Origin of the sequence: Pseudomonas sp. W2Oct36, assembly GCF_041060465.1 — a bacterium.
In the GTDB taxonomy this organism is placed as follows: Bacteria; Pseudomonadota; Gammaproteobacteria; order Pseudomonadales; family Pseudomonadaceae; genus Aquipseudomonas; species Aquipseudomonas graminis_B.
Genome location: NZ_JAUERW010000003.1, coordinates 343,584 through 366,399 on the forward strand (window position 1 = coordinate 343,584; position 22,816 = coordinate 366,399).

General features: G+C 59.8%; 21 protein-coding genes. 9 read left to right on the forward strand and 12 right to left on the reverse strand.

Annotation, left to right across the window (positions count from 1 at the left end):
- Positions 1–61: 61 nt before the first annotated feature.
- Together lptG and lptF are read right to left on the reverse strand one after the other, a co-directional pair.
- A complete protein-coding gene (gene lptG / locus QWI18_RS06940; RefSeq protein WP_065992013.1) occupies positions 62–1,123 on the reverse strand; it encodes an LPS export ABC transporter permease LptG in 1,062 nt (353 codons plus the stop codon).
- The gene (gene lptF / locus QWI18_RS06945) at positions 1,116–2,234 is read right to left on the reverse strand and encodes an LPS export ABC transporter permease LptF (RefSeq protein WP_369318489.1); all 1,119 of its coding nucleotides are present in this window, start codon (positions 2,232–2,234) and stop codon (positions 1,116–1,118) included. The genes lptG and lptF overlap by 8 nt, the downstream gene beginning before the upstream one ends.
- Before the next feature lie 305 nt (positions 2,235–2,539).
- Between lptF and QWI18_RS06950 the strand changes: the two genes are divergently transcribed.
- The 5 genes from QWI18_RS06950 (at position 2,540) to rlmF (ending at position 9,195) form a co-directional block, all read left to right on the forward strand.
- The gene (locus tag QWI18_RS06950) at positions 2,540–4,030 is read left to right on the forward strand and encodes a leucyl aminopeptidase (protein ID WP_296308722.1); all 1,491 of its coding nucleotides are present in this window, start codon (positions 2,540–2,542) and stop codon (positions 4,028–4,030) included.
- Between the two features lie 57 nt (positions 4,031–4,087).
- The gene (locus QWI18_RS06955; protein WP_133772097.1) at positions 4,088–4,516 is read left to right on the forward strand and encodes a DNA polymerase III subunit chi; all 429 of its coding nucleotides are present in this window, start codon (positions 4,088–4,090) and stop codon (positions 4,514–4,516) included.
- Positions 4,517–4,523: 7 nt separating this feature from the next.
- A complete protein-coding gene (locus QWI18_RS06960) occupies positions 4,524–4,964 on the forward strand; it encodes a DNA polymerase III subunit chi (protein WP_369318490.1) in 441 nt (146 codons plus the stop codon).
- Positions 4,965–5,138: 174 nt separating this feature from the next.
- Positions 5,139–7,985 (forward strand): valine--tRNA ligase, encoded by a 2,847-nt coding sequence (locus QWI18_RS06965; protein WP_296308729.1) that lies wholly within the window; start codon positions 5,139–5,141, stop codon positions 7,983–7,985.
- 172 nt (positions 7,986–8,157) lie between these two features.
- Positions 8,158–9,195 (forward strand): 23S rRNA (adenine(1618)-N(6))-methyltransferase RlmF, encoded by a 1,038-nt coding sequence (gene rlmF / locus QWI18_RS06970; RefSeq protein ID WP_369318491.1) that lies wholly within the window; start codon positions 8,158–8,160, stop codon positions 9,193–9,195.
- 98 nt (positions 9,196–9,293) lie between these two features.
- Here rlmF and QWI18_RS06975 read toward each other — a convergent pair whose 3' ends face one another.
- Positions 9,294–9,575 (reverse strand): HU family DNA-binding protein, encoded by a 282-nt coding sequence (locus QWI18_RS06975; protein ID WP_037014905.1) that lies wholly within the window; start codon positions 9,573–9,575, stop codon positions 9,294–9,296.
- A gap of 354 nt (positions 9,576–9,929) precedes the next feature.
- Between QWI18_RS06975 and yejK the strand changes: the two genes are divergently transcribed.
- Both yejK and QWI18_RS06985 read left to right on the forward strand, forming a co-directional pair.
- Positions 9,930–10,931: a nucleoid-associated protein YejK gene (gene yejK / locus QWI18_RS06980; RefSeq protein WP_369318492.1), complete on the forward strand. Its 1,002-nt coding sequence runs from the start codon at positions 9,930–9,932 to the stop codon at positions 10,929–10,931.
- A 25-nt stretch (positions 10,932–10,956) separates the two neighbouring features.
- Positions 10,957–11,307 carry a glutaredoxin family protein gene (locus QWI18_RS06985; protein ID WP_065991995.1) on the forward strand — a complete coding sequence of 117 codons (351 nt, stop codon included), beginning with the start codon at positions 10,957–10,959 and terminating at the stop codon, positions 11,305–11,307.
- Between the two features lie 15 nt (positions 11,308–11,322).
- Here the strand turns inward: QWI18_RS06985 and QWI18_RS06990 are convergent, their stop codons facing one another.
- Positions 11,323–12,339 carry a hypothetical protein gene (locus tag QWI18_RS06990; protein WP_369318493.1) on the reverse strand — a complete coding sequence of 339 codons (1,017 nt, stop codon included), beginning with the start codon at positions 12,337–12,339 and terminating at the stop codon, positions 11,323–11,325.
- A 1,017-nt stretch (positions 12,340–13,356) separates the two neighbouring features.
- Here QWI18_RS06990 and QWI18_RS06995 point away from each other — a divergent pair.
- Complete coding sequence (locus QWI18_RS06995) at positions 13,357–13,797, forward strand: hypothetical protein (protein ID WP_369318494.1); 441 nt, start codon at positions 13,357–13,359, stop codon at positions 13,795–13,797.
- Positions 13,798–13,887: 90 nt separating this feature from the next.
- Positions 13,888–14,865 (forward strand): hypothetical protein, encoded by a 978-nt coding sequence (locus QWI18_RS07000; RefSeq protein ID WP_192132669.1) that lies wholly within the window; start codon positions 13,888–13,890, stop codon positions 14,863–14,865.
- A 42-nt stretch (positions 14,866–14,907) separates the two neighbouring features.
- Here QWI18_RS07000 and QWI18_RS07005 read toward each other — a convergent pair whose 3' ends face one another.
- The 8 genes from QWI18_RS07005 to QWI18_RS07040 all read right to left on the reverse strand — a co-directional run bounded on the left by QWI18_RS07005 (position 14,908) and on the right by QWI18_RS07040 (position 22,550).
- Positions 14,908–15,840: a glutathione S-transferase family protein gene (locus QWI18_RS07005; protein ID WP_369318495.1), complete on the reverse strand. Its 933-nt coding sequence runs from the start codon at positions 15,838–15,840 to the stop codon at positions 14,908–14,910.
- A 49-nt stretch (positions 15,841–15,889) separates the two neighbouring features.
- Positions 15,890–16,231, reverse strand: coding sequence for a GIY-YIG nuclease family protein (locus QWI18_RS07010; RefSeq protein ID WP_296314948.1), 342 nt, complete (start codon positions 16,229–16,231; stop codon positions 15,890–15,892).
- 46 nt (positions 16,232–16,277) lie between these two features.
- Positions 16,278–16,763 (reverse strand): nuclear transport factor 2 family protein, encoded by a 486-nt coding sequence (locus QWI18_RS07015; protein ID WP_065991979.1) that lies wholly within the window; start codon positions 16,761–16,763, stop codon positions 16,278–16,280.
- Positions 16,764–16,851: 88 nt separating this feature from the next.
- Complete coding sequence (locus tag QWI18_RS07020) at positions 16,852–18,159, reverse strand: CynX/NimT family MFS transporter (RefSeq protein ID WP_369318496.1); 1,308 nt, start codon at positions 18,157–18,159, stop codon at positions 16,852–16,854.
- 229 nt (positions 18,160–18,388) lie between these two features.
- On the reverse strand, positions 18,389–19,153 hold the full coding sequence (locus QWI18_RS07025; RefSeq protein WP_037014923.1) for an amino acid ABC transporter ATP-binding protein: 765 nt from the start codon (positions 19,151–19,153) through the stop codon (positions 18,389–18,391).
- Between the two features lie 10 nt (positions 19,154–19,163).
- Positions 19,164–20,261 (reverse strand): amino acid ABC transporter permease, encoded by a 1,098-nt coding sequence (locus QWI18_RS07030; RefSeq protein ID WP_369318497.1) that lies wholly within the window; start codon positions 20,259–20,261, stop codon positions 19,164–19,166.
- Positions 20,262–20,271: 10 nt separating this feature from the next.
- Positions 20,272–21,453 (reverse strand): amino acid ABC transporter permease, encoded by a 1,182-nt coding sequence (locus QWI18_RS07035; protein ID WP_369318498.1) that lies wholly within the window; start codon positions 21,451–21,453, stop codon positions 20,272–20,274.
- A 65-nt stretch (positions 21,454–21,518) separates the two neighbouring features.
- Positions 21,519–22,550, reverse strand: coding sequence for an amino acid ABC transporter substrate-binding protein (locus QWI18_RS07040; RefSeq protein WP_065991973.1), 1,032 nt, complete (start codon positions 22,548–22,550; stop codon positions 21,519–21,521).
- Between the last annotated feature and the right edge of the window lie 266 nt (positions 22,551–22,816).

The window sequence follows — 22,816 nt, forward strand, 5'->3', positions numbered from 1 at the left end:
CCTCGGTAAGCCGCCCACAAAAAAGCCGACCCTGGGGTCGGCTTTTCATACTCAGCAGGTATCAGCCCGCGCGACGCAGCAACCAGATGCCCGCCAGGGCGCACACACCCGCCGGCACCAGCACGGCGAAGAGTGGCGAGAAACCGAATACGAGGCTCGACGGGCCCAGCAGATCCTGAGCGATGCGGAAGGTGAAGCCCACCAGCACGCCCGTGAACACACGCTGCCCCAGCGTCACCGAGCGCAACGGCCCGAAGATGAAGGAGATCGCCATCAGCACCAGCGCCACCGTCACAAGCGGCTGAAGAATCTTGGTGTAGAACGCCAGCCAGTAACGACCGTTGTTCAGCCCCTGATCGGCGAGATAACGCGCATAGCCGTAAAGCCCGGTCATCGACAGCGATTCAGGCGGCAGCACCACCGTGCTCAGCAGCTGCGGGCTCAACGCAACGTTCCAGCGTTCTTCAGGGGCGGTGACCACTTCGGTGCGACCGTCGTGGAAGACCGTCGTGGTGACGTCTTTCAGCAGCCAGTAATCGGTCTTGAAGTTGGCCTGCTTGGCGAAGCTCGACGTCAGCATGTGGCGCTGGTCGTCGAAATGGTAACGGGTGACGCCATACAAAAGGCCATTCGGCTGCACCGTGTTGATGTGGATGAACTCCTCACCCTGACGGTGCCACAGGCCGTGCCTGGCGCTCTGCGCGTCGCCGGTGCCTTGAGCCAGCGAACGTGCGGCCTGGGCCGAGGCTTCAGTCACCGGCGCGACGTATTCGCCGATCAACAACCCGGCCACCATCAACACCAGCATGGGCTTCATGACCGCCCAGACGATACGGCCGATGGACACACCGGCGGCCCGCATGATGGTCAGTTCGCTGCTGCTGGCCAGTGCGCCGAGACCGATCAGGCAACCGATCAGCGCGGCCATCGGCAGCATGTCGTAGAGCCGGCGCGGCGCGGTCATCAACACGAAACTGCCAGCGTCCCAGAAGGTGTAGGTGTCGCTGATGTCAGCCATCTCGTCGATGAAGGCAAACAGCGAGGCCAGCCCGAGGATGATCCCCAGTACCGCAAGGATCGCCATGAACACGCTTTTGCCGATGTAGCGATCGAGCTTAACCATGAGTCACCCCCGACACGCTGCGCCGACTCGCAAGCTTCAGGCGCAGAGGCTCCCAGTAGAGCAAGGCCAGTCCGATGGAGAGGAACAGTGCATGCACCCACCACAGGCCGAGCCCCATCGGGATCTTGCCCTTCTCCAGCGCACCGCGCGCAGCAATCAGGATGGTGAGATAAGCCATATAAAGAAGAATCGCCGGAAGAAGCTTGAGGAAGCGGCCCTGACGCGGGTTGACCCGGGCCAGCGGCACCGCCATCAGCGTCACGATGAACACCAGAATCGGCAGCGAAACCCGCCATTGCAGCTCGGCACGGTTGCGCAGGCTGTCTTCGCCGGTCAGCAGTTCGCTGGTGGAGATGGCGTCGCGGTCGGTGACCTCATCGCTGATGTCCGGCTTGGGCAGCAAGGCGCCGTAGGTGTCGTATTTGATGGCGCGGTAATCGGCCTGACCGGGGTTGCCGTCGTAGCGATAGCCGTTATCGAGAATCAGGTAGCGCGAGCCGTCGGGCTTGATTTCCTGCCGGCCTTTTTCCGCCACCAGCACGGTGATGCCGTGGTCTTTCTTCTCGTCGAGTTTCTTTTCGGAGATGAACACGCCACCCAAATTGATGCGGTCGTCGCTCATGGTTTCGGTGTAGGTCACGCGGCTGCCGTCACGCAGCAGCTGGAAACGACCCGGCACGAGCGTGTCGAATTCGGTCATCGCGTCCTGCTTGTTGATCAGCAGCTGGAACTGGGTCGCGCCCTGGGGGGCGAGGCTGAAGCTGAGCCAGGCCACCAGCAGTGACACCAGCGCAGCCGGCGCCAGGGTGATCAGCAACAGACGTTGCTGGCTCATGCCGGTGGCGGCCAGTACGGTCATTTCGCTTTCGAGGTACAACCGGCCGTACGCCAGAAGAATCCCCAGGAATAACCCCAGCGGGAGGATCAGCTGCAGGAAGCCCGGCAGACGGAAACCCATGATCAGAAACAGCACACCCGGATCGAGTGCACCCGATGCAGCCTGGGCCAGGTATTTGATGAAGCGGCCACTCATGATGATTACCAGCAGCACAGCACTGACAGCGCTCAGGGTAACCAGCACTTCTCGGGACAGGTAACGGAAGACAATCAAACCAGACACTCCAGGGTTGTCACGCTAAGGCGGCATGACAATGAAATGGATCAGCCATGATGCGCGCGACGGCGAACCACCAAAAAAATATGCGGCATTATCCTGTGATTGGGTGTGTCTGTCACTGCGCGCGCGGGATACTTCTGTAACCGGCACACCGGCGCACCCGGACGGGGTTGTCATCCATTGGCTCGCAGGGTCAAACTGCGGGCCTTGCCGCAGGCATGCCGGTGTAAATACCTCTGCGCCGCTGCCGAGCCGTGTGCTCAAGTGCGATAACTCACAGTTTATTCGGGGACCCCGACATGGAATTGGTTGTTAAAAGCGTCAGTGCAGAAACCTTGAAGACCGCCACACTGGTGGTCGCTGTCGGTGAAGGCCGCACGCTGAGCGACACCGCGAGCACCCTCGACACCCTGAGCGGCGGCGCCATCAGCGCTGTCCTCAAACGCGGCGACCTGTCGGGCAAGATCGGCCAGAGCCTGTTGCTGCACAGCCTGCCCAACCTGAAAGCCGAACGCGTACTGCTGGTCGGTTCGGGTAAAGAGCCGGAATTGAACGATCGTCAGTTCCGCAAAATCATCAGCGGCGCACTCAGCACCCTGAAAAGCCTGGGTGGCGTTGATGCCGGTTTCGACCTTGACCAACTGAACGTCAAGAATCGCGATGTTTATGGCAAGAACCGCCTGCTGGTCGAAACCCTGGCCGATGGCGAATACGTCTTCGATCGCTTCAAGAGCCAGAAAGTCGATCCTCGCGCCCTGAAAAAAATCACCCTGCTGACCGCCAAAGCCAACGTCGCCGACGTTGAACGTGCGGCCAAACACGCACAGGCCATCGCTGCCGGCATGGCGGTGACCCGCGACCTGGGCAACATGCCGCCGAACATCTGCCACCCGACCTATCTGGGCGAGCAGGCCAAGGCGATGGGCAAAGCCAACAAGGGCCTCAAGGTCGAGATCTTCGATGAAAAAGACATCGAAAAGCTGGGCATGGGCTCGTTCCTCGCGGTCGGTCAAGGCAGCGCTCAGCCGCCACGCCTGATCGTCATGCAGTACTCCAACGGCAAGAAAAGCGAAAAGCCTTTCGTGCTCGTCGGCAAGGGCATCACCTTCGACACCGGCGGGATCAGCCTCAAGCCGGGACTGGGGATGGACGAAATGAAGTTCGACATGTGCGGCGCGGCGAGCGTGTTCGGCACGTTGAACGCCGTGCTCGAACTGCAACTGCCGATCAACCTGGTGTGCATCGTCGCGGCAGCTGAAAACATGCCGAGCGGCAACGCAACCCGCCCGGGTGACATCGTCAAGACCATGAGCGGCCAGACCGTCGAGATCCTCAACACCGACGCCGAAGGCCGTCTGGTGCTGTGCGACGCGCTGACCTACGCCGAACGCTTCAAGCCACAGGCCGTTATCGACATCGCCACGCTGACCGGTGCTTGCGTCGTCGCGCTGGGCGGTCACACCTCGGGCTTGCTGGGCAACAGCGACGCCTTGATCAGCCAAGTGCTGGAAGCCGGCAAACGCGCCGACGACCGTGCCTGGCAACTGCCGTTGTTCGATGAGTACCAGGAGCAGCTGGACAGCCCGTTTGCCGACATCGCCAACATCGGCGGCCCGAAGGCCGGCACCATCACCGCGGCCTGCTTCCTCTCGCGCTTCGCCAAAGCCTACGAGTGGGCGCACCTGGACATCGCCGGCACGGCATGGCTGAGCGGCGGCAAGGACAAGGGCGCAACGGGCCGTCCGGTTCCGCTGCTGACCCAATACCTGATCGACCGCGCCGGCGTTTAAGCCGCTGCCAACGCGCTGGCCTCCCCGGTCGGCGCGTTCAGCGTTCTGGAATCACCCATGACCCAAGTCGATTTCTACATTCTGCCGAGTGCCGACCCTGTCGCGCGCCTGGACTTCGCCTGCAAACTCACCGACAAGGCCTGGCGCCTCGGCCATCGGGTGTACCTGCATTGCAGCGATGCCGGGCAACGCGAGGAGCTGGACGCCCGACTGTGGCGCTTCCGGGGCGAAGCGTTCGTGCCCCATGGCTCGGTCGAGGACGATCAGGACGCTCCGGTGGCGCTGGGTATCGGCAGCGACCCCGGCCAACATCAGGATCTGCTGGTCAATCTTGACCTGCGCATCCCGGAATTCTTCAAACGATTCGCGCGTGTCGCCGAGATCGTTGTCGAGGACCCAGCCATCCGCCTCGCGGCACGCGAGAGTTTTCGCTTCTACCGCGAACAGGGCTATCCTCTGCAAGATCACCGGCTGCAGCGTCTTTGAGCACACGATGGATAATTCAAAACACCTGAAAGATTCAGCGCACCTGCTGGATGACCTCGAATCGATTCGCCAGCTGTTGGGCGATGACCCGGCCCAGGCTCCCCTGCTGACCGAGTCCGTGCACAGCGACGAGCAGATCCCGCTGCTGTTTGACGTGGTCACCGGCCAGGTCGTGACGCTCGATGAGCACGATGCCAACCTCAATGACATTCCCCTGCTCACGCCCGAGCCGGCCGCGGCGGTTACACCTGCCGCACCTGCGGCCAACGCTTCGACCTCCAAGGCGCCGAACGCTGACGCGCTGCTGCACCTGGATGGGGAACTGCGTGCCGCTGCGCAGTTGATCATGCAAGACGTGATCGACGACTTCGCCCCACACATCGAGAACGAAATCAAACGCCGTCTGGATGCGCGGATGGAACGGCTGTTGAGTCAATACAACAGCTGAACCTGTCCTCTTTCCGACCCGGGATCGCGGGTAAGCGCAGTCCTACAGGTGCCCGCGACGATTCCGGGCATCACCGCTCGTAGCACCCGACCTAGCGCTTGTAGCTTGACGCCGCCTTGAAAAGCTATACTCGTCGGCTTTTCCGACTCAAAGCAGATCAGGTTCCCGCCTCGCATGGACAAGACCTACCAGCCGCACGCCATCGAAACTTCCTGGTACCAGACCTGGGAGTCCGAAAACTATTTCGCTCCGCAAGGCGCGGGCGACTCGTACACCATCATGATTCCGCCGCCGAACGTCACCGGCAGCCTGCACATGGGCCACGGTTTCAATAACGCGATCATGGACGCCCTGATCCGCTTCCGCCGCATGCAGGGTCGCAACACCCTGTGGCAGCCGGGCACCGACCACGCCGGTATCGCCACGCAGATGCTGGTGGAGCGCCAACTCGAAGCCTTGGGTCAAAGCCGTCACGATCTGGGTCGCGACAAATTTCTCGAAAAAGTCTGGGAGTGGAAGGATCAGTCAGGTGGCAACATCAGCCGCCAGATCCGTCGCCTGGGCTCGTCGGTCGACTGGAGCCGCGAGCGCTTCACGATGGACGACGGCTTGTCCGAAGCCGTTAAGGAAGCCTTCGTGCGCCTGCATGAAGACGGCCTGATCTACCGTGGCAAACGGCTGGTCAACTGGGACACCAAGCTGCACACCGCAATCTCCGACCTCGAAGTGGAAAACCACGACGAGAAAGGCCACCTGTGGAACCTGCGCTACCCGTTGGCCGATGGCGCAAAGACCGCTGAAGGTCTGGACTATCTGATCGTCGCGACAACCCGCCCGGAAACCATGCTCGGTGATGCGGCCGTTGCCGTGAACCCGAACGATGAGCGCTACAAGGCGCTGATCGGCCAGTTCGTTGAGCTGCCGCTGGTAGGCCGTCGCATTCCGATCATCGCGGACGACTATTGCGACCCTGAGTTCGGCACCGGCTGCGTGAAGATCACCCCGGCCCACGACTTCAACGACTACGACGTCGGCAAGCGACACAACCTGCCGCTGCTGAACATCTTCGACAAGAACGCTGCCGTTCTGCCCGCTGCCCAGGTATTCAACCTCGACGGCACGCTGAACGACACCGTCGATGGCACCCTCCCCGCCGAATACGCCGGCCTCGACCGCTTCGAAGCGCGCAAGCAGATCGTGGCTGCGTTCGACGCCGCCGGCCTTTTGGTCAGCGTCGACGACCACGCCTTGAAAGTACCGAAGGGCGACCGCTCCGGGACCATCATCGAGCCGTGGCTGACGGATCAGTGGTACGTGTCGACCAAGCCGCTGGCCGAACCTGCCATCGCCGCCGTTGAAGATGGCCGAATCGCCTTCGTGCCCAAGCAATACGAAAACATGTACTTCTCCTGGATGCGCGACATTCAGGACTGGTGCATCAGCCGTCAGCTCTGGTGGGGCCACCGCATTCCGGCCTGGTACGACGAGTCCGGCAAGGTCTACGTCGGCCGCGACGAAGCCGAAGTCCGCGCCAAGCACAACCTCGGTCCTGATGTTGCCCTGCAGCAGGACAACGACGTGCTCGACACCTGGTTCAGTTCCGGCCTGTGGACGTTCTCCACCCTGGGCTGGCCGGAGCAGACCGATTTCCTGAAAACCTTCCACCCGACCGATGTACTGGTTACCGGTTTCGACATCATTTTCTTCTGGGTCGCCCGGATGATCATGCTCACCATGCACTTGGTGAAGAACGAAGACGGCACGGCGCAGGTGCCGTTCAAGACCGTGTACGTTCACGGTCTGGTGCGAGATGGCCAAGGCCAGAAGATGTCCAAGTCCAAGGGCAACGTCCTTGATCCCCTGGACATCATCGACGGCATCGAGCTTGAAGCCCTGGTGCAGAAACGCACCTCCGGCATGATGCAGCCCAAGCTGGCCAAGAAGATCGAGAAGCAGACCCGCGACGAATTCGCCGACGGCATCGCCAGCTACGGCACCGATGCCCTGCGCTTCACCTTCTGCTCGCTGGCTTCCACGGGCCGTGACATCAAGTTCGACATGGGCCGCGTCGAAGGCTATCGCAACTTCTGCAACAAAATCTGGAACGCCGCGCGCTACGTCCTCGACAAGGGCGAGGACTGCGGTCAGAACGGCGAGGCGTTCGAGCTCTCGCTGCCGGATCGCTGGATCATCTCGCAGCTGCAACGCACTGAAGCCGAAGTAACCCGCCAGCTGGATCAGTTCCGTTTCGACCTCGCGGCGCAGGCGCTGTACGAGTTCATCTGGAACCAGTATTGCGACTGGTACCTGGAGCTGTCCAAGCCGGTTCTGTGGGACGAGACGGCGCCGATCGAGCGTCAGCGCGGCACCCGTCGCACGTTGGTGCGCGTGCTGGAAGTCGCACTGCGCCTGGCGCATCCGTTCATGCCCTTCATCACCGAAGAAATCTGGCAGCGCCTCGCGCCGCTGGCGGGCGTTGAAGGCAAGACCATCATGCTGCAACCATGGCCGGTGGCGAATGAAGCGCGCATCGACGTCGCAGCAGAAGGCGACATCGAGTGGCTCAAGAGCCTGATGCTCGGCGTGCGCAATATCCGTGGCGAAATGAACATCGGCCCGGGCAAGCCGCTGCAGCTGTTCCTCAAGAACGTCAGCGCCGAAGACCAACGCCGCCTGAACGAGAACGAGCACCTGCTGAAGAAGCTGGCCAAGCTTGAATCGTTCACCGTGCTGGAAGCCGGCGCTGAGGCACCCCTGTCGGCGACCGCACTGGTCGGTGAGATGGAAGTGCTGGTACCGATGGCCGGCCTGATCGACAAGGACGCCGAACTGGCGCGTCTGGACAAGGAAATCCAGCGTCTGCAGGGTGAAGTGCAGCGGGTGGGCGGCAAGCTGTCCAATGCCGCGTTCGTCGACAAGGCGCCGCCTGAGGTGATCGCCAAGGAACGCGCGAAGATGGCCGAAGCGGAACAGGCGCTGGGCAAACTGGCAGAGCAGCACGCGCGGATCGCGAGCCTGTAATCCGATCAGATCAGCCGGCCTGAATTGCAGGCCGGTTGACGACCATGACCCCTGTAGGAGTGAGCTTGCTCGCGATATCGGTCTATCAGCAACCCAACCGTTGACTGACACACGATGATCGCGAGCAAGCTCACGCCTACAGGGGTTGTGCTTTCATGAGAATGCATCACCGATGACCAGCCCCGACGCCCCCAAACCGCCACGCAATCCCCCGCGCAAGAAAGCCAAACCTGCTCAACAGGCCAAGCCTTCCACGCCACGCGAGAAAGCCACTCTGCACCCGCGCAACCGCCATCAAGGCCATTACGACTTTCCGCGCCTGATCAAAAGCAGCCCCGAACTGGGCACATTTGTGATCCTCAACCCCTATGGCAAAGAAAGCATCGATTTTGCCAACCCGGCAGCCGTGAGGGTGTTCAACCGCGCCTTGCTTAAAGCGTTCTACGGCATTGCCCATTGGGATATTCCGGCGGACTACCTTTGCCCGCCAATCCCGGGACGGGCGGACTACCTGCACTTTCTCGCGGATCTGCTGGCGGAACGCAACGACGGGGTCATCCCGCGCGGGGCGTCCGTCACTGCGCTGGACATTGGCACCGGCGCCAACTGCATCTACCCGCTGATCGGTCAGGGCGAGTACGGCTGGTCGTTCCTGGGCTCGGACATCGACAAGGTCGCCCTTGCCTCGGCAACGACCATCGTCAAAGCCAACGGCTTGAGCAAGAGCATCAGCTTTCGGCATCAGACTGACCAAAAGCACATCCTGACCCACTTGCTGCAGCCCGATGAGCGCTTCGACATCAGCGTGTGTAACCCGCCCTTCCACGCCTCGGCTGCGGAAGCGTTGAGCGGCAGCCAGCGTAAATGGCGAGCCCTTGGCAAGGCAGATCCCAAACGCAAATTGCCGGTGTTGAATTTCGGCGGTCAGGCGGCGGAGTTGTGGTGCGAAGGGGGCGAGGCGCGCTTTGTGACCCAGTTGATCAGCGAAAGTGCGCACGTCGCGAAACAGGTGCTGTGGTTCAGCACGCTGGTGTCCAAAGCGTCGAATCTGCCGCTGATTCAGAGCGCCCTGAAAAAAGCCGGTGCGGTTGAAAGCCAGACGGTCGAAATGGGGCAAGGGCAGAAACAGAGTCGCTTCGTTGCCTGGACCTTCCAGGACAAGCCGCAGCAAGCCGCCTGGCGGGCAACGCGTTGGGTTTCACCGCGCTAGGTCGCCGACGACCGAAGCGATAACCGAATCGCAGGCACAAAAAAACCGTGTCCGGATCGCTCCGTCACACGGTTTCCTCAACCAAGCAGCGTTTTCGCTTACTTGTTGACCGAGTCAGTCAGTACTTTGGCTGGTACGAACTTGACGACTTTCTTGGCAGCGATTTCGATGGCTGCGCCAGTCGAAGGGTTGCGGCCAGTGCGTGCTGGACGCTCGGTGACTTTCAGTTTGCCGATGCCTGGCAGAGTGATTTCACTACCGTTTTCCAGTTGGTCAGCGACGATTTGACCCAATTGGTCGAGAGCGTTGCGCGCGGTGGTTTTCGGCGCGTCGATTGCTTCTGCGATATCGGCGATCAATTGGTCTTTAGTCAGAGCCATGGTGGTGTTCCTTCCCTATCAAATTCGAATGGTTTGCAGAGTGTGGTACAGACGCGAAATGTAGATACTGTAAACGGCCTTTGGTTCGGCCGAACGCCCACAAACTGCACGCCTGGCGCGCTTGGGCGCTCAGGACCGGGCAAAACTAGCACAGCGCAACGCAAATATCCGCCCCTACCTACCCATTTGGTCAGCTTTATCGCCCGAGAGGCGTAAAAAAGTCATATTAATGGGCTCAGGTCAGCGTTTTCGGCCCTCCCAGAGCGTTCCGCCCCCCGTCTGCGGTACACTTGCCGACTTTCGCACGGGCCTGGTCTGGTCCCGTTCAGTTCCACTTCAGCCGCCGAGAATTCCATGCCGATCCGTCACGCCATCGTCCACCTGATCGACAAAAAACCTGACGGCACGCCCGCCGTGCTCCATGCCCGGGACTCGGAACTCGCCGAATCGCAGGCCATCGAGAACATGCTGGCGGACCTTAACGAGAGCTATAACGCTAAACAGGGCAAGGCCTGGGGTTTATTCCATGCCGAATCCGGCGCGCACCCGTTCAGTGGCTGGCTGAAGGAATACCTGGATCAGGGCAAGGATTTCACCCAGTTCAGCCGCATCGCGGTCGAGCATCTGCAGAAGCTGATGGAAGAGTCGAACCTGTCGGTCGGCGGTCACGTACTGTTTGCGCACTATCAACAAGGCATGACGGAGTACCTGGCAATCGCGTTGCTGCACCACAGCGAAGGCGTGGCGGTAAACGAGGCGCTGGACGTGACGCCGTCGCGGCATCTGGACCTGGGTCAACTCCACCTTGCGGCCCGCATCAATATTTCCGAGTGGCAGAACAACAAAGCGTCCAAGCAGTACATCTCGTTTATCAAAGGCAAGAACGGCAAGAAGGTTTCCGAGTACTTCCGCGACTTCATCGGCTGCCAGGAAGGCGTCGACGGACCGGGCGAGACCCGCACCCTGCTCAAGGCTTTCAGTGATTTTGTCGAGAGCGAAGACCTGCCGGAAGAATCGACCCGCGAGAAAACCAAGGCGCTGGTCGACTACGCGAGCAGCCAGAGCAAAATGGGCGAGCCCATCGCCCTGGAAGAGTTGTCGGGCCTGATCGACGAGGATCGCCCGCGGGCTTTCTACGATCACATCCGCAACAAGGATTACGGCCTGTCGCCCGAGATCCCGGCCGATAAGCGCACGCTCAATCAGTTCCGTCGCTTCACTGGCCGCGCCGAAGGTCTGTCGATCAGCTTTGAAGCGCACCTGCTGGGCGACAAGATCGAGTACGACGAAGAGAAAGGCACGCTGATCATCAAAGGGCTGCCCACTCAGTTGACCGATCAGCTCAAACGCCGCTGACCCCTGCCGAGGAGCCGAGACCCACATGTTCGTTCGTACCCTGAAGAAGTGCTTGCTCGTCATGCTGGTGGTGGTCGTCTACCAGAACTGGGGCAAAATCGAAAACCTGGTTCACCCCTCCTCCGCGTTGTCGGAGCAGGCGCAGGCCAATGCGAAGGTGACGTTGTACGCCACGGACTGGTGTGGCTACTGCAAACAGACCCGGCGCTTTCTCGACAGCCAGGGTATTCGCTATACCGAGTACGATATCGAGAAAGACGCCGCAGGGCGCAAAGCCTATGAAGCACTGGGTGGCCGCGGCATTCCCCTGATCGACGTGAATGGCACGTTGATCAGGGGGTTTAGCGAAGAGCAGATTCTGGCGGCGTTGAAGTAGGCTCTCCAAGACTGATTACGGATAAGCGCCTGCCACCTGATCGCCGGCCAGAAACTGAAATCGCTCAGAGGCCGCTGCGTTAAAGTCGATTCGAAGAATAGGCACGTGTTTTCCGGTGTTGGCCATCTTCTGCTGGAACGCCTTGGCGTCGGATAAAGCACCTGGTTTCGCTACGTCGTAGAAGAACGCGACAGTCCACTTGCGCATCGCTTCGTTTGCCACGCTGACCCATTCCGTCCCACCCCAATTTTTGAGCATGACTTCGTTCCAGAAGCTTTGGCCCGAAATGCTGTTATGCGAGGCTATCGAGTTACGCCAGCCTTGCGCGTTGTCAGAGCTCCACGAACATTGGTTATAGTTGACCTGGTTATGCTGACGGAAGTCCCATTCCCACTGCGCCGAGGTGGTATATCCAAGCTTTTTATCGCAGATACCCCAAGGCGCATAGCTGGGGTAACCGACGCCCCCGGGCACTCCCTCGTAATTACATCCGCCATACGGCCTGTTCATCGTTCGCGTTGTCCAGGCATCGAATGGATAAACACACGTGACGGCTGGATCCTGCTCAGGATTTGCAACGTGCAAGTCGGTTATCCCGGGCACCGCCCCGGCCAAAGTGTCTGCCGAATTGAGCAATATGAACCCGGCACGTTTGAAAAAGCCGGAGGTATGAAGATCATGCCTGATCCACGAAAAAGAAGTCCCCTGCAATGCAAGCGCCGTCGGACTGGCCTCCCACGGCATGAAATTTCCGTTATCCGTAGTCCTCAACAAAACCCCGGTGCAAAAATAGTAGCCCCGTGATGCCCCTGTGTTGTAGTCGATACAAGAAGTCGTATCTTCGTTGTAATTCATGTTAATCAACGCGGCGATACCCACACCATCACTGAGCTCTGTCTGTTTAGCCGCCCTCGGCGCAAGTGCAGACGGCCCGCCGGGTGCAGGGGGAGGCTCGACATCCTTGGTTACCTGAGATGAACACCCCGCCAACAGCGCCAATACAAGCGCTGCAAAATATGACTTCCTTTTCATGTCACTCTCCTGATGGCCCATCGCTCAGTACAAAAACTAATTGAATCGTAGGCACGCTTTCTTCGACCTTCTAGATTTCTTGGCGATAAGACTAATTGCAACTCGCTATATGTCGAAGCCCGAAGCCAAACCCGGCGCACCCTTGCAAACAACTAACGAGCAATTCGCTATATCAACATACGCTGATATTTCGATTGCACTAGCGCATCAATCAAACGCCGCATCCGAGGCGACCAACCTTACTTGGCGCTGTAATCGCTAGTTTGTTTCGCGATGTAAACCCAACGCCTATAAGCCTGCGACTGCCACAGGCACTTAGCTTCGAAATAAACAACCTGCCCCCTAATCGCCAATAGCGATCAAAAGGCAGCCAACGGCTGATTGACAACTCATACCCGCCCTCACTAAGGCCTGAGTTACAGACTTGACAAACATCCGGAAGATTACTTAATTCAAATGACCCTTACTCTGATGGATCAGACGTCATGAAGCCTCTTCCCGGCGCACTCGCCTTACTTTTATCTTTTTTAGTGGGTTGCAGTACAGCCGTGCGTCAAGCCGACACCCCTGAAGTCAATGTCCCTCAAACCAACGTCCCTGCGACGAGAAGTGTGGCGCCTCGTGTGGCTAGCACCTATATCTACAATCCCCCCCTTGCGCCATCGGTGGGCTTGCCTCTACTGAATAAAAACTACAATGACAACTCAACAGCGTGCAGCGGAAACCAGCCGTTATTTCGATGCTCAGGCGTGTTTTTAAGAACTGTCGATAACGGCAACTTCGACCCCTGGACTGCCAGCGCGAGTGCCAATGCGCTCGGTTCCTCATCCTTCACCTGGCTGAGGCACGACCTGAGTACCAAAACCCTTTATCACCGCGCCGGATACATCCGGATGAACCCCGACGACATCAATAAGTATTACTCCGACGGACAGGCCAACTGGTCCGGGGTCAATTGCCTTTATCCTTTTGACGCCTACACGGTCAGAAAACCCCGAAACTATAACGGGTGTGACTTTGAGCGCGCACCGGGTGCACCCGGCACCCCCAACCCATTACATTGTATGGGGCTCATGCGACAACAAACTCGGCTATACCACCGCTGCCCAATGGAATGCTCACTATCAAAGCAACGGCCAAACTGAGTATTCGCAGTGTTCCTGGTCGTCCGGCAAAGCCAGCAACTGGATGGCGATGATTGCTTCCCATGAAAGCTTTCCGGCCAAAACATCGTGGAACGAGATTCTGGTGCCGACGGTTGGAGTCATCGAAGATGTTTTAGTGATGGCGTTTTTCTACGACGTCAATAAACCCGGTGCGCGCGATGACGCCCGGGCTTTCCAGTCCAAACTGGCAAGCAAAAAAGCCAGGCGTGTGCCCATCTACTCCATCAACTTTAATGCCGCACCCTCGAGTCGTTTCGGGTACTCGGCGAGTGACCAGATTGCTTATCCGTGAAGGCAATGACGTTATCGAACGCTGAGCAACTTCATGCACGGCGCTCATTCCACATACCAGGACTATCAACGCGCTAGAAGGATTCCGGCCATGATCCGTCAATTAACAAGTCGCTATGTGTTAATGCTCACGCTGATACTGAGCGCTTGCTCCAATCAGCCCCTTCCCCCGATGGAGCCACCACCGCCTGCGCCATCAACAACACAGGCGCCGGCCTATGCTCCCCGCGCACAGTTGCAGAAACCCGAGCAAGTTCTCGCCGACGTCAATAAAAACTACAAAGAAACCATCACGGATTGCCGTGAATACGGCACCAACAAACCACGTGGCCATTATTATTGCAGCGGCGTAACGTTGCGGACGGTGGACGACGGTAATTTCAATCCCTGGATGTACAGCTCAAACGCCCTGGCGATAGGCGCGACTTCTTATTCATGGCTACGCAGAGGCGTGATTCAGACCCGGTTGTACCATCCTGCAGGGTTTATCCTGCGCAACCGCATCGATGCCATTGCATACGGTCTGCCGGGGCTGGAATCCGGCTTTATCTGTCTGTATCCCTATGACGCGTCGACGTCGACCGCCAACGGCCATAAGGGCTGCGGCTACCGGGGCAAGCAGTACCCGCCCAGCGCACCAGCGAAGCCTGACGATGATAATTCTGCTTACGCGTGGGGTTCTTGCGAAGGCATGAACATCACCACCGCAACCCAATGGGATCAACACTTTCAAAGCGTTGGCCAACAGATGTACAGACAGTGTTCCTGGAACATCGACAGTCAGCACGGTTGGAACAACATGATTGCCTCCAGAGATGACTTCCCTCAACACCAGTCAGTCTGGAATGAAATTTTGCTCAACAACTTAGGCGGCGGCGAGCAGATGCCAAAGTACATCGCCGCCTATTTTTATGACGTGAGCAAGGCGGGAGGGCTGGCCGCCGCCCGAAACTTTCAGGTGAAGATGAATAACGCCGGCTACAACGTGCCAATCCTGCGGCTGAACTTCGCCAATGCCGGCGGGGATATCTTCAGCTACAGCGCTGCGGACCAGGCCGTTGCGCAGTAGCTGAAACACCCCGGCTCATGAATGACGAGCCGGGGTCTGTTTTCAGGCGGCTTTGATTTGAAAACCAACGCGCGGGAAGTGCACATGCACGGTACCCGCGCGTTCATCTTCACGACGCAGGATGATCTCTTCGCGGCCGCTGAACACCAACTCTCCCGCCACTGCATCAACGCCGTAATCCACGGCAGACACGGTGACCTGCTGGCCGACGGTAAAACCGTTGGGCTCGCTGAAATCTTCGTCAGGCACCGATGCCGGGGTAGCCGCACGCGCGATTTCAACGGCATCGCCCGAACTCAACTCGCTCGGTGCACCATGGCCGAATCCAATAACGCGCTCGTACCAGTTCAACACCGCCGGGTAGGCGTCCACGAGGGGGGATGTGACAGGCGTTTGCTTCAGGAACCACAGGGTGTGGGCCACCGAGAAATCGGCAATCGAGGGCGCGCCCAAGAGGAAATCACCGTTGCGCTCCAGCTGGGTTTCCAGACGCGCCATCAGCGTCGGCCATTGATGCTGAGCCACTTCCAGCGGCACGCGATTGGCGCTGCCGCCATCGAACAGCGTGGCGCGGTCGGCAACGAATGCCTTCACAGCCTCAGGCGGGACTTTGGCGAAACGCACAGCGAGGGAGGCCGGTTGAAACACCAGGCTGACAGCGTGCAGGAACAGCACCGAATCCGCCCAGGCCGCGAGGCTGGCCGCCGTGAACTCCTGGCCTTCGGGATAAAAGGTCGGCGAAGACTTTTCCTGCTCCAGCCGGCGCGCGATCAACGCGGTGTCGCAGTAGATGTCGGCGCCCACTTGCAGAACCGGGGTTTTGCGATAGCCGCCGGTGAGGGGCATGAGGTCGGGCTTTGGCATGATCGACGGGATGATGACCGAGCGCCATGACAGGCCTTTGAAACCCAGCATCAGTCGGGCTTTCTCGGCGAACAGGGACATTGGATAGTGATGAAGAATCAACTCAGACATGCTTCGGGCCATCCGCAGGGGGAAAGCCCCAGCTTAGCCTCCTGCACGCTTACGGCATACCCGCTCGGCCTGATGGCGTGGCATCACTCGGCTGGATATAGGTGGCAGCCAGGCATTCCTTGGCGCTTTTGCGCAGCTTTTTGATCAGGCGCTCCTGCCGCAATGCGTCGCCCTTGTCGCGGCAAGCTTCGACGTAAACCAGCGCCACCGCCGGGCTGGAGCTGAAGAAACGCGCGCCTTTGCCGCTCTGATGTTGAGCGAATCGGCGCTGCGGGTCATTGCTGATACCGCAGTACAAAGAACCGTTGGCCGCGCGCACCAAGTACACGAACCAGGATTTGACCGGCACGGCTTCGGGCACAGGTGCGGTGGCGATTTCGGCGTCAGACATGCAGGACCGTGGCGCATTAGCGAGGGGAGCGGATTTTAACAAAGCGTCAGCGACTGGCCTGAAAAGCCTTCAGCCCTTTCTGGCCCTGTGCACGGATGGCATTTTGCACAAACGGCGCCCAGCCCAGCAATGCACCTCGCGTACCGAGGGCCTGACGCGCCCAGCGCCACAGATCGAACTGATCGTGGTGTTCGCAGATCTTGCCGTCGCGAAAAACAAACCGCGCCTGGATGTCGTTGACCACCGTGCGGCCGGTCTGGCTGAACAGGTAGGTCGCGACCCAGTGGGCAGCGCCCGTCGTGGCGTCGGCACGGACGTGATCGAACACCACCGAAAAGTCACGGGCGCGGGACGTCAGCATGCGCCACATGTCGCCGGCATCCCGCCCGTGCAACTCGCCAAACACCGGGTCGGAAAACACCACGTCTTCGCTGTAGCACGCGGCCATCGCCTCGGCGTCCAGACGACTGAACGCCTCGTAAAAGCGCGTGATCAGCGCGCTGTTGTGTTCGCTGGTAAAGGTCTCGCTCATGGGAACGCCGTCCATGGAAATAGGATGCATGCACGATAAGCGGCCGCACTGCGTTTTGCCACGGGCATTCGCAGGGGAAATGCCGGCCTCAGACTTTCTCGCTGGTGACGCCCACGTACAGGGCGCGCCCGGCGCCAAGGCCAGCGATGATCGCGGCGATGCCGATGATGCCGAAGATCCAGCCCACCGAGTCCCAGTTGCCGGTCCAGTCATGCACGACGCCCACCGCGAAAGGCCCGAGCGACGCCAGGGTGTAGCCGAAGCCCTGGGCCATGCTCGACAGGTTCGCGGCGACGTGGGAGTCCCGCGAGCGCAACACGATCAGGGTCAGCGCCAGGCTGAACGTCCCGCCCTGGCCCAGCCCAAGCACGATGGCCCAGGCCCACAATTGCTCAAGCGGTGCATACAGACAGCCGAACAGACCCGCCAGGGTCAGCAGCATCACCAGCACAATCGCGACCCGCTGATCCTTGCCTCGCGTTGCGAGCCATGGCGCGGTCAGCGAGCTGACCAGTTGCACCATGATCGAACCGGACAACAGCAGCCCGGCTTCAGTGGCAGTCAGTCCGCGCCCGATGAGGATCGACGGCAGCCAGCCAAACACGATGTAGGCCAGCGACGATTGCAGCCCCATATAAAGGGTGACTTGCCAGGCCAGAGGATCGCGGCGCAAACCGCGCACCCGGTAGGCCACCTGATGCTGACCATGACGCTGACGCGTTTGCGGCCACCAGAAGATCGCGGCGAGAATCGCCGGCACGATCCAGAAGCCCAGGCCTAAGGTCCAATCGCTGCCATTGCCGTTACCCAGCGCCTCGCTAAACGGAACCGTTGAACCCGCCGCAACGGCAGCGCCCAGGCACAGCGCCATGGTGTACACGCCCGTCATGGCGCCGGCCTGTTTGGCGAAGTCGCGTTTGACGATGCCGGGCAGCAATACCCCGATGATACCAATGCTGGCCCCGGCCATGATGCTGCCCGCAAACAGACCGAACTCGCCGAGCGAGCTGCGCAGAACGATCCCGCACGCCAGGGTCAGCAGAATGCCGAGTACCACGCGCTCGCTGCCGAACCGTCGCGCAAGAATCGGCGCAAGCGGTGCAAACAGGCCCAGACACAACACCGGCAGCGTGGTTAGCAAACCGGCCGTGGCCGCAGAAAGCCCCAGGCTTCGTGACACTTCGCTCAATAATGGCGCCATGCTCGACAACGCCGGACGCAGGTTCAGCGCCACCAGCACCAGGCCCAACAACAGGAACCACGGGCGCTTCAGGACGGGGTGTAGCTGCTGAACTTGCTCGTCATCGGCTTCTGCATCGATCAGCAGTTGGTCGATGTCGTGAGGGGTCGAAGCATTGGAACGGGAACTGCTCGCCGTCGGCGCCTTGGTCGTCATGGGATTCTCGTGGGGGGCAGGAGGATGTAACAGCGCATTGCGCAAAGCAGTAATCCTGTTGGAGATCGGCAGAGAACACAAGTTTTACGGGGATTGGGTACAGTTTTGCGGTGTCGTAAGCCCACACCCCTCAAACATGATGACGCCGCTGATCTATCTGCCAGCAATCTCCCACAAAGTAAAAAACCCGGGCACTTGGGCCCGGGCTCTTTGTGAAGCGGCTACTGACTCAGTGCAGAATCTGACTCAGGAACAGGCGCGTGCGATCACTCTGCGGATTATCGAAGAAGTCGTTTGGCGCGGCTTGCTCGACGATTTCGCCTTTGTCCATGAAGATCACGCGGTTGGCCACGGTGCGGGCGAAGCCCATTTCGTGGGTCACGCAGAGCATGGTCATGCCCTCTTCCGCCAGGCCGACCATGGTGTCGAGCACCTCTTTCACCATTTCCGGGTCGAGGGCCGAGGTCGGCTCGTCGAACAGCATGATCTTAGGCTTCATGCACAGCGCGCGGGCGATCGCCACACGCTGTTGCTGACCGCCGGAGAGCTGACCCGGGTATTTGTGGGCCTGCTCCGGAATACGCACGCGCTCCAGATAATGCATGGCGATTTCTTCGGCCTTGCGCTTGGGCATCTTGCGCACCCACATCGGCGCCAGCGTGCAGTTCTGCAGGATGGTCAGGTGCGGGAACAGGTTGAAGTGCTGGAACACCATGCCGACTTCGCGACGAATCGTCTCGATCTGCTTCAGGTCCGAGGTCAGCTCGGTGCCATCCACCACGATGCGACCCTGCTGGTGTTCTTCCAGACGATTGAGGCAGCGAATGGTCGTCGACTTGCCCGAACCCGACGGACCGCACAACACGATGCGCTCGCCCTGACGCACGTTCAGGTTGATGTCTTTCAACACGTGGAACTGGCCGTACCACTTGTGCACGCCTTCCATCCGGATCATGCCTTCGGCGCCCAGAGGCTTACTGATAGCTTCACTCATCACAAAACTCCTAACGCTTGTGGCCTGTGTCCAACTTACGCTCCAAATGCATGGAGTAGCGGGACATGCCGAAACAGAAGATCCAGAACACCAGGGCCGCGAACACGTAACCCTCGGTCGCCATGCCAAGCCACTTGGGGTCGGCGGCAGCTTGTTTGACGCTGTTGAGCAGGTCGAACAGGCCGATGATGATCACAAGGCTCGTGTCCTTGAACAATGCGATCACGGTGTTGACCAGACCGGGAATGACCAGCTTCAAGGCCTGCGGCAGAATCACCAGCCCCATGCGCCGCCAGTAACCGAGACCCATTGCCGCAGCCGCTTCGTACTGACCTTTCGGAATGGCCTGCATGCCGCCTCGAACCACCTCGGCCACGTACGCCGACTGGAACAGGATCACGCCGATCAGTGCGCGCAGCAGTTTGTCGAAGTTCATGCCTTCAGGCAGGAACAACGGCAGCATCACCGACGACATGAACAGCACAGTGATCAGTGGAACGCCTCGCCAGAACTCGATGAACGTCACGCACATCACGCGGATGGCCGGCATTTCGGAGCGACGCCCCAAGGCCAGCACCACACCCAGCGGCAACGCGCCGGCGATACCCACCGTGGCGATCACCAGGGTCAGCATCAAGCCGCCCCACTGGCTGGTGGCGACCTGATCCAGGCCGAACACGCCGCCATGCAGCAGAAAGTAGGCAATGATCGGGTAGATGAACAGAAACGACAGGCCATAGATCGCCTTGCGCGGCATCACTTTGATGAACAGCGGCGCCACGCCGATGATCGCCAGCCAGACGGTCAGATCAACCCTCCAGCGCAGTGCCTGCGGGTAGTAGCCGTACATGAACTGGCCGAAGCGCTGTTCAATGAACACCCAGCAGGCGCCGGCCTTGGTGCAGTCGGCGCGCGTGGTGCCGACCCAGTTGGCATCGAAGATGGCCCAGCTCAGCAGCGGTGGAACAACCAGCCAGATCAGGTAGATCGCGAACAGGGTCAACAGCGTGTTGATCCGGCTCGAGAACAGGTTCTGGCGCATCCATGCCACCGGGCCGAAGACTTTGCTCGGCGGTGGCATGTCGGGTTTGAAAGTATGGGATGTCATGCGCGTTTCCTCACCGCTCGATCAGCGCAATGCGCTTGTTGTACCAGTTCATCAGCAGGGAAATGCTGATACTGATCGCCAGGTACACGCTCATGGTGATGGCAATGACTTCGATGGCCTGACCGGTCTGGTTGAGCACGGTACCGGCGAACAGCGAAACCATTTCCGGGTAACCGATACCGGCGGCCAGCGACGAGTTCTTCGCCAGGTTCAGGTATTGGCTGGTCAATGGCGGGATGATCACCCGCAGCGCCTGCGGAATGATGACCTTGCGCAGCGTCGGGCCTGGACGCAGGCCCAGCGAGCGAGCTGCTTCAGTCTGGCCATGGCTCACGGACTTGATGCCCGAGCGCACGATTTCAGCGATGAATGCCGCCGTGTAAACCGTCAGCGCCAGCGTCAGCGCCAGCAGTTCAGGGATCAACACCCAGCCGCCCACGAAGTTGAAGCCTTTCAGCTCAGGCAGTTCCCAATGCACCGGTGCACCGAAGATCAGCGCGCAGAGCGTGGGAATCACGATGAACAGCCCAAGGCCCGCCCAGAACTTGTGAAACGGCACGCCCGTGGCTTCGAAGCGCTTGTTCGCCCAGCGCGTCATGAACACGATGGCGACAATGGCCAGTGCCACGCTGATCACGAATGGCCACGCCGCATCGGTGGCAATCGCGGCCGGCATGTTCAGGCCACGGCTGCTGACGAAGAACGAACCGAGAAACCCGTGGGCCGCCCGCGGACCCGGCAGGGTCAGGAACACCGCGAAGTACCAGAACAGGATCTGCAACAGCGGCGGAATGTTACGGAAGACTTCAACGTAAACCGTTGCCAGTTTGTTGATGATCCAGTTGTTGGACAAACGCGCGACGCCGACGATGAAACCCAGCAGGGTCGCGAGGATCACGCCGATGAACGTCACCAGCAGCGTGTTGAGCAAACCGATCAGGAAAACCCGCGCGTAGGTGTCCGACTCCGTGAACGGAATCAGGTGCTGCGCGATGCCGAAGCCGGCACTGTTTTCAAGGAAACCGAAACCTGAGGTGATACCCCGGTGTTGCAGGTTGGTCTGGGTGTTATCGAACAGATACCAACCCATCGCGACTACGGCGACAACTGTAATTATCTGAAATAGCCACGCACGCACTTTAGGGTCGCTGAGGCTGAGCCTCTGCTTGGGTGCGCTGATTTGATTTTGCATGGAGTGCCCCGGAAGAAATGCAACAAAGCGCCCGGCTACGATTTACGCAGCCGGGCGCAGGTCAATCAACGCACTGGTGGTGCGTATTGAATGCCGCCAGCGTTCCACAGAGCGTTCTGACCGCGAGCAATCTCCAGAGGAGTGCCTGCGCCCAGGTTCTTCTCGAACATTTCGCCGTAGTTACCGACTTGCTTGACGACCTGCACGACCCAGTCTTTCTTCAGCTTCAGCTGAGTACCGTAGTCGCCGTCGGCACCCAGCAAGCGGGCCACGTCAGGGTTCTTGGTCGACTTGGCTTCGGCTTCAACGTTTTTCGAGGTGACGCCTGCTTCTTCCGCGTTCAGCAGCGCGTAGCCGACCCAGCGAACGATGGTGCTGAAGTCTTCATCGCCACGGGCGACAACCGGGCCCAGCGGTTCTTTGGAGATGGTTTCAGGCAGAACGACGTAGTCCTTCGGCGAGGCCAGCTTGGAGCGCTGTGCGTAGAGCTGGGATTTGTCGGAGGTCAGTACGTCGCAACGACCGGATTCCAGCGACTTGGCGCTTTCATCGGAGGTGTCGAACGTGATCGGGGTGTACTTGAGGTTGTTGGCGCGGAAGTAGTCCGACACGTTCAGCTCAGTGGTGGTACCGGCTTGAATACAGATCGTCGCGCCGTCCAGCTCCTTGGCACTTTTCACGCCCAGCTTGCTGTTGGCCAGGAAGCCAACGCCGTCGTAATAAGTGACGAAGCCCGGGAACACCAGACCCATGCTCGCGTCGCGGGAGCTGGTCCAGGTGGTGTTACGCGACAGAATGTCGATTTCGCCGGACTGCAGCGCAGTGAAACGCTCTTTGGCGTTCAGCTGGCTGAATTTGACCTTGGTCGCGTCGCCAAACACTGCGGCAGCAACAGCGCGGCAGAAGTCGGCGTCGATGCCCTGGATCTTGCCGCTTGCGTCCGGAACCGAGAAGCCTGGCAGACCGTCACTGACGCCGCACTGAATAAAGCCCTTCTTCTGAATGGCGTCCAGCTTGGCACCCGCTTGAGCGAACCCGGTCAGACCGAGCGCTGCAGCGGCGGCCACTACAGCCAGGGTGGATTTCAACATCTTCATTCGAACCTCCAGTTTGCTCTTTGTTGTGTAGGAGCCTCAGCCCCGTCGCACCCTTGTGAGGCATTCATAACCCGTGCTGGCTTGTTTTTGGGTCATGCGACGTCGAACCCGTTTACCGCCACCGACGCCAGGCATCTGGTCATCGCGTGTTCGGCATGTGGCGAGCCCAGCAGACTGAAGCCCCATGATGTCCTTGAACCCCGAGGTTCAAAGCGAATCGTGCCGGGAATCCTGTTCGATGATTCCTTGCTGCCTCTGACGCAACA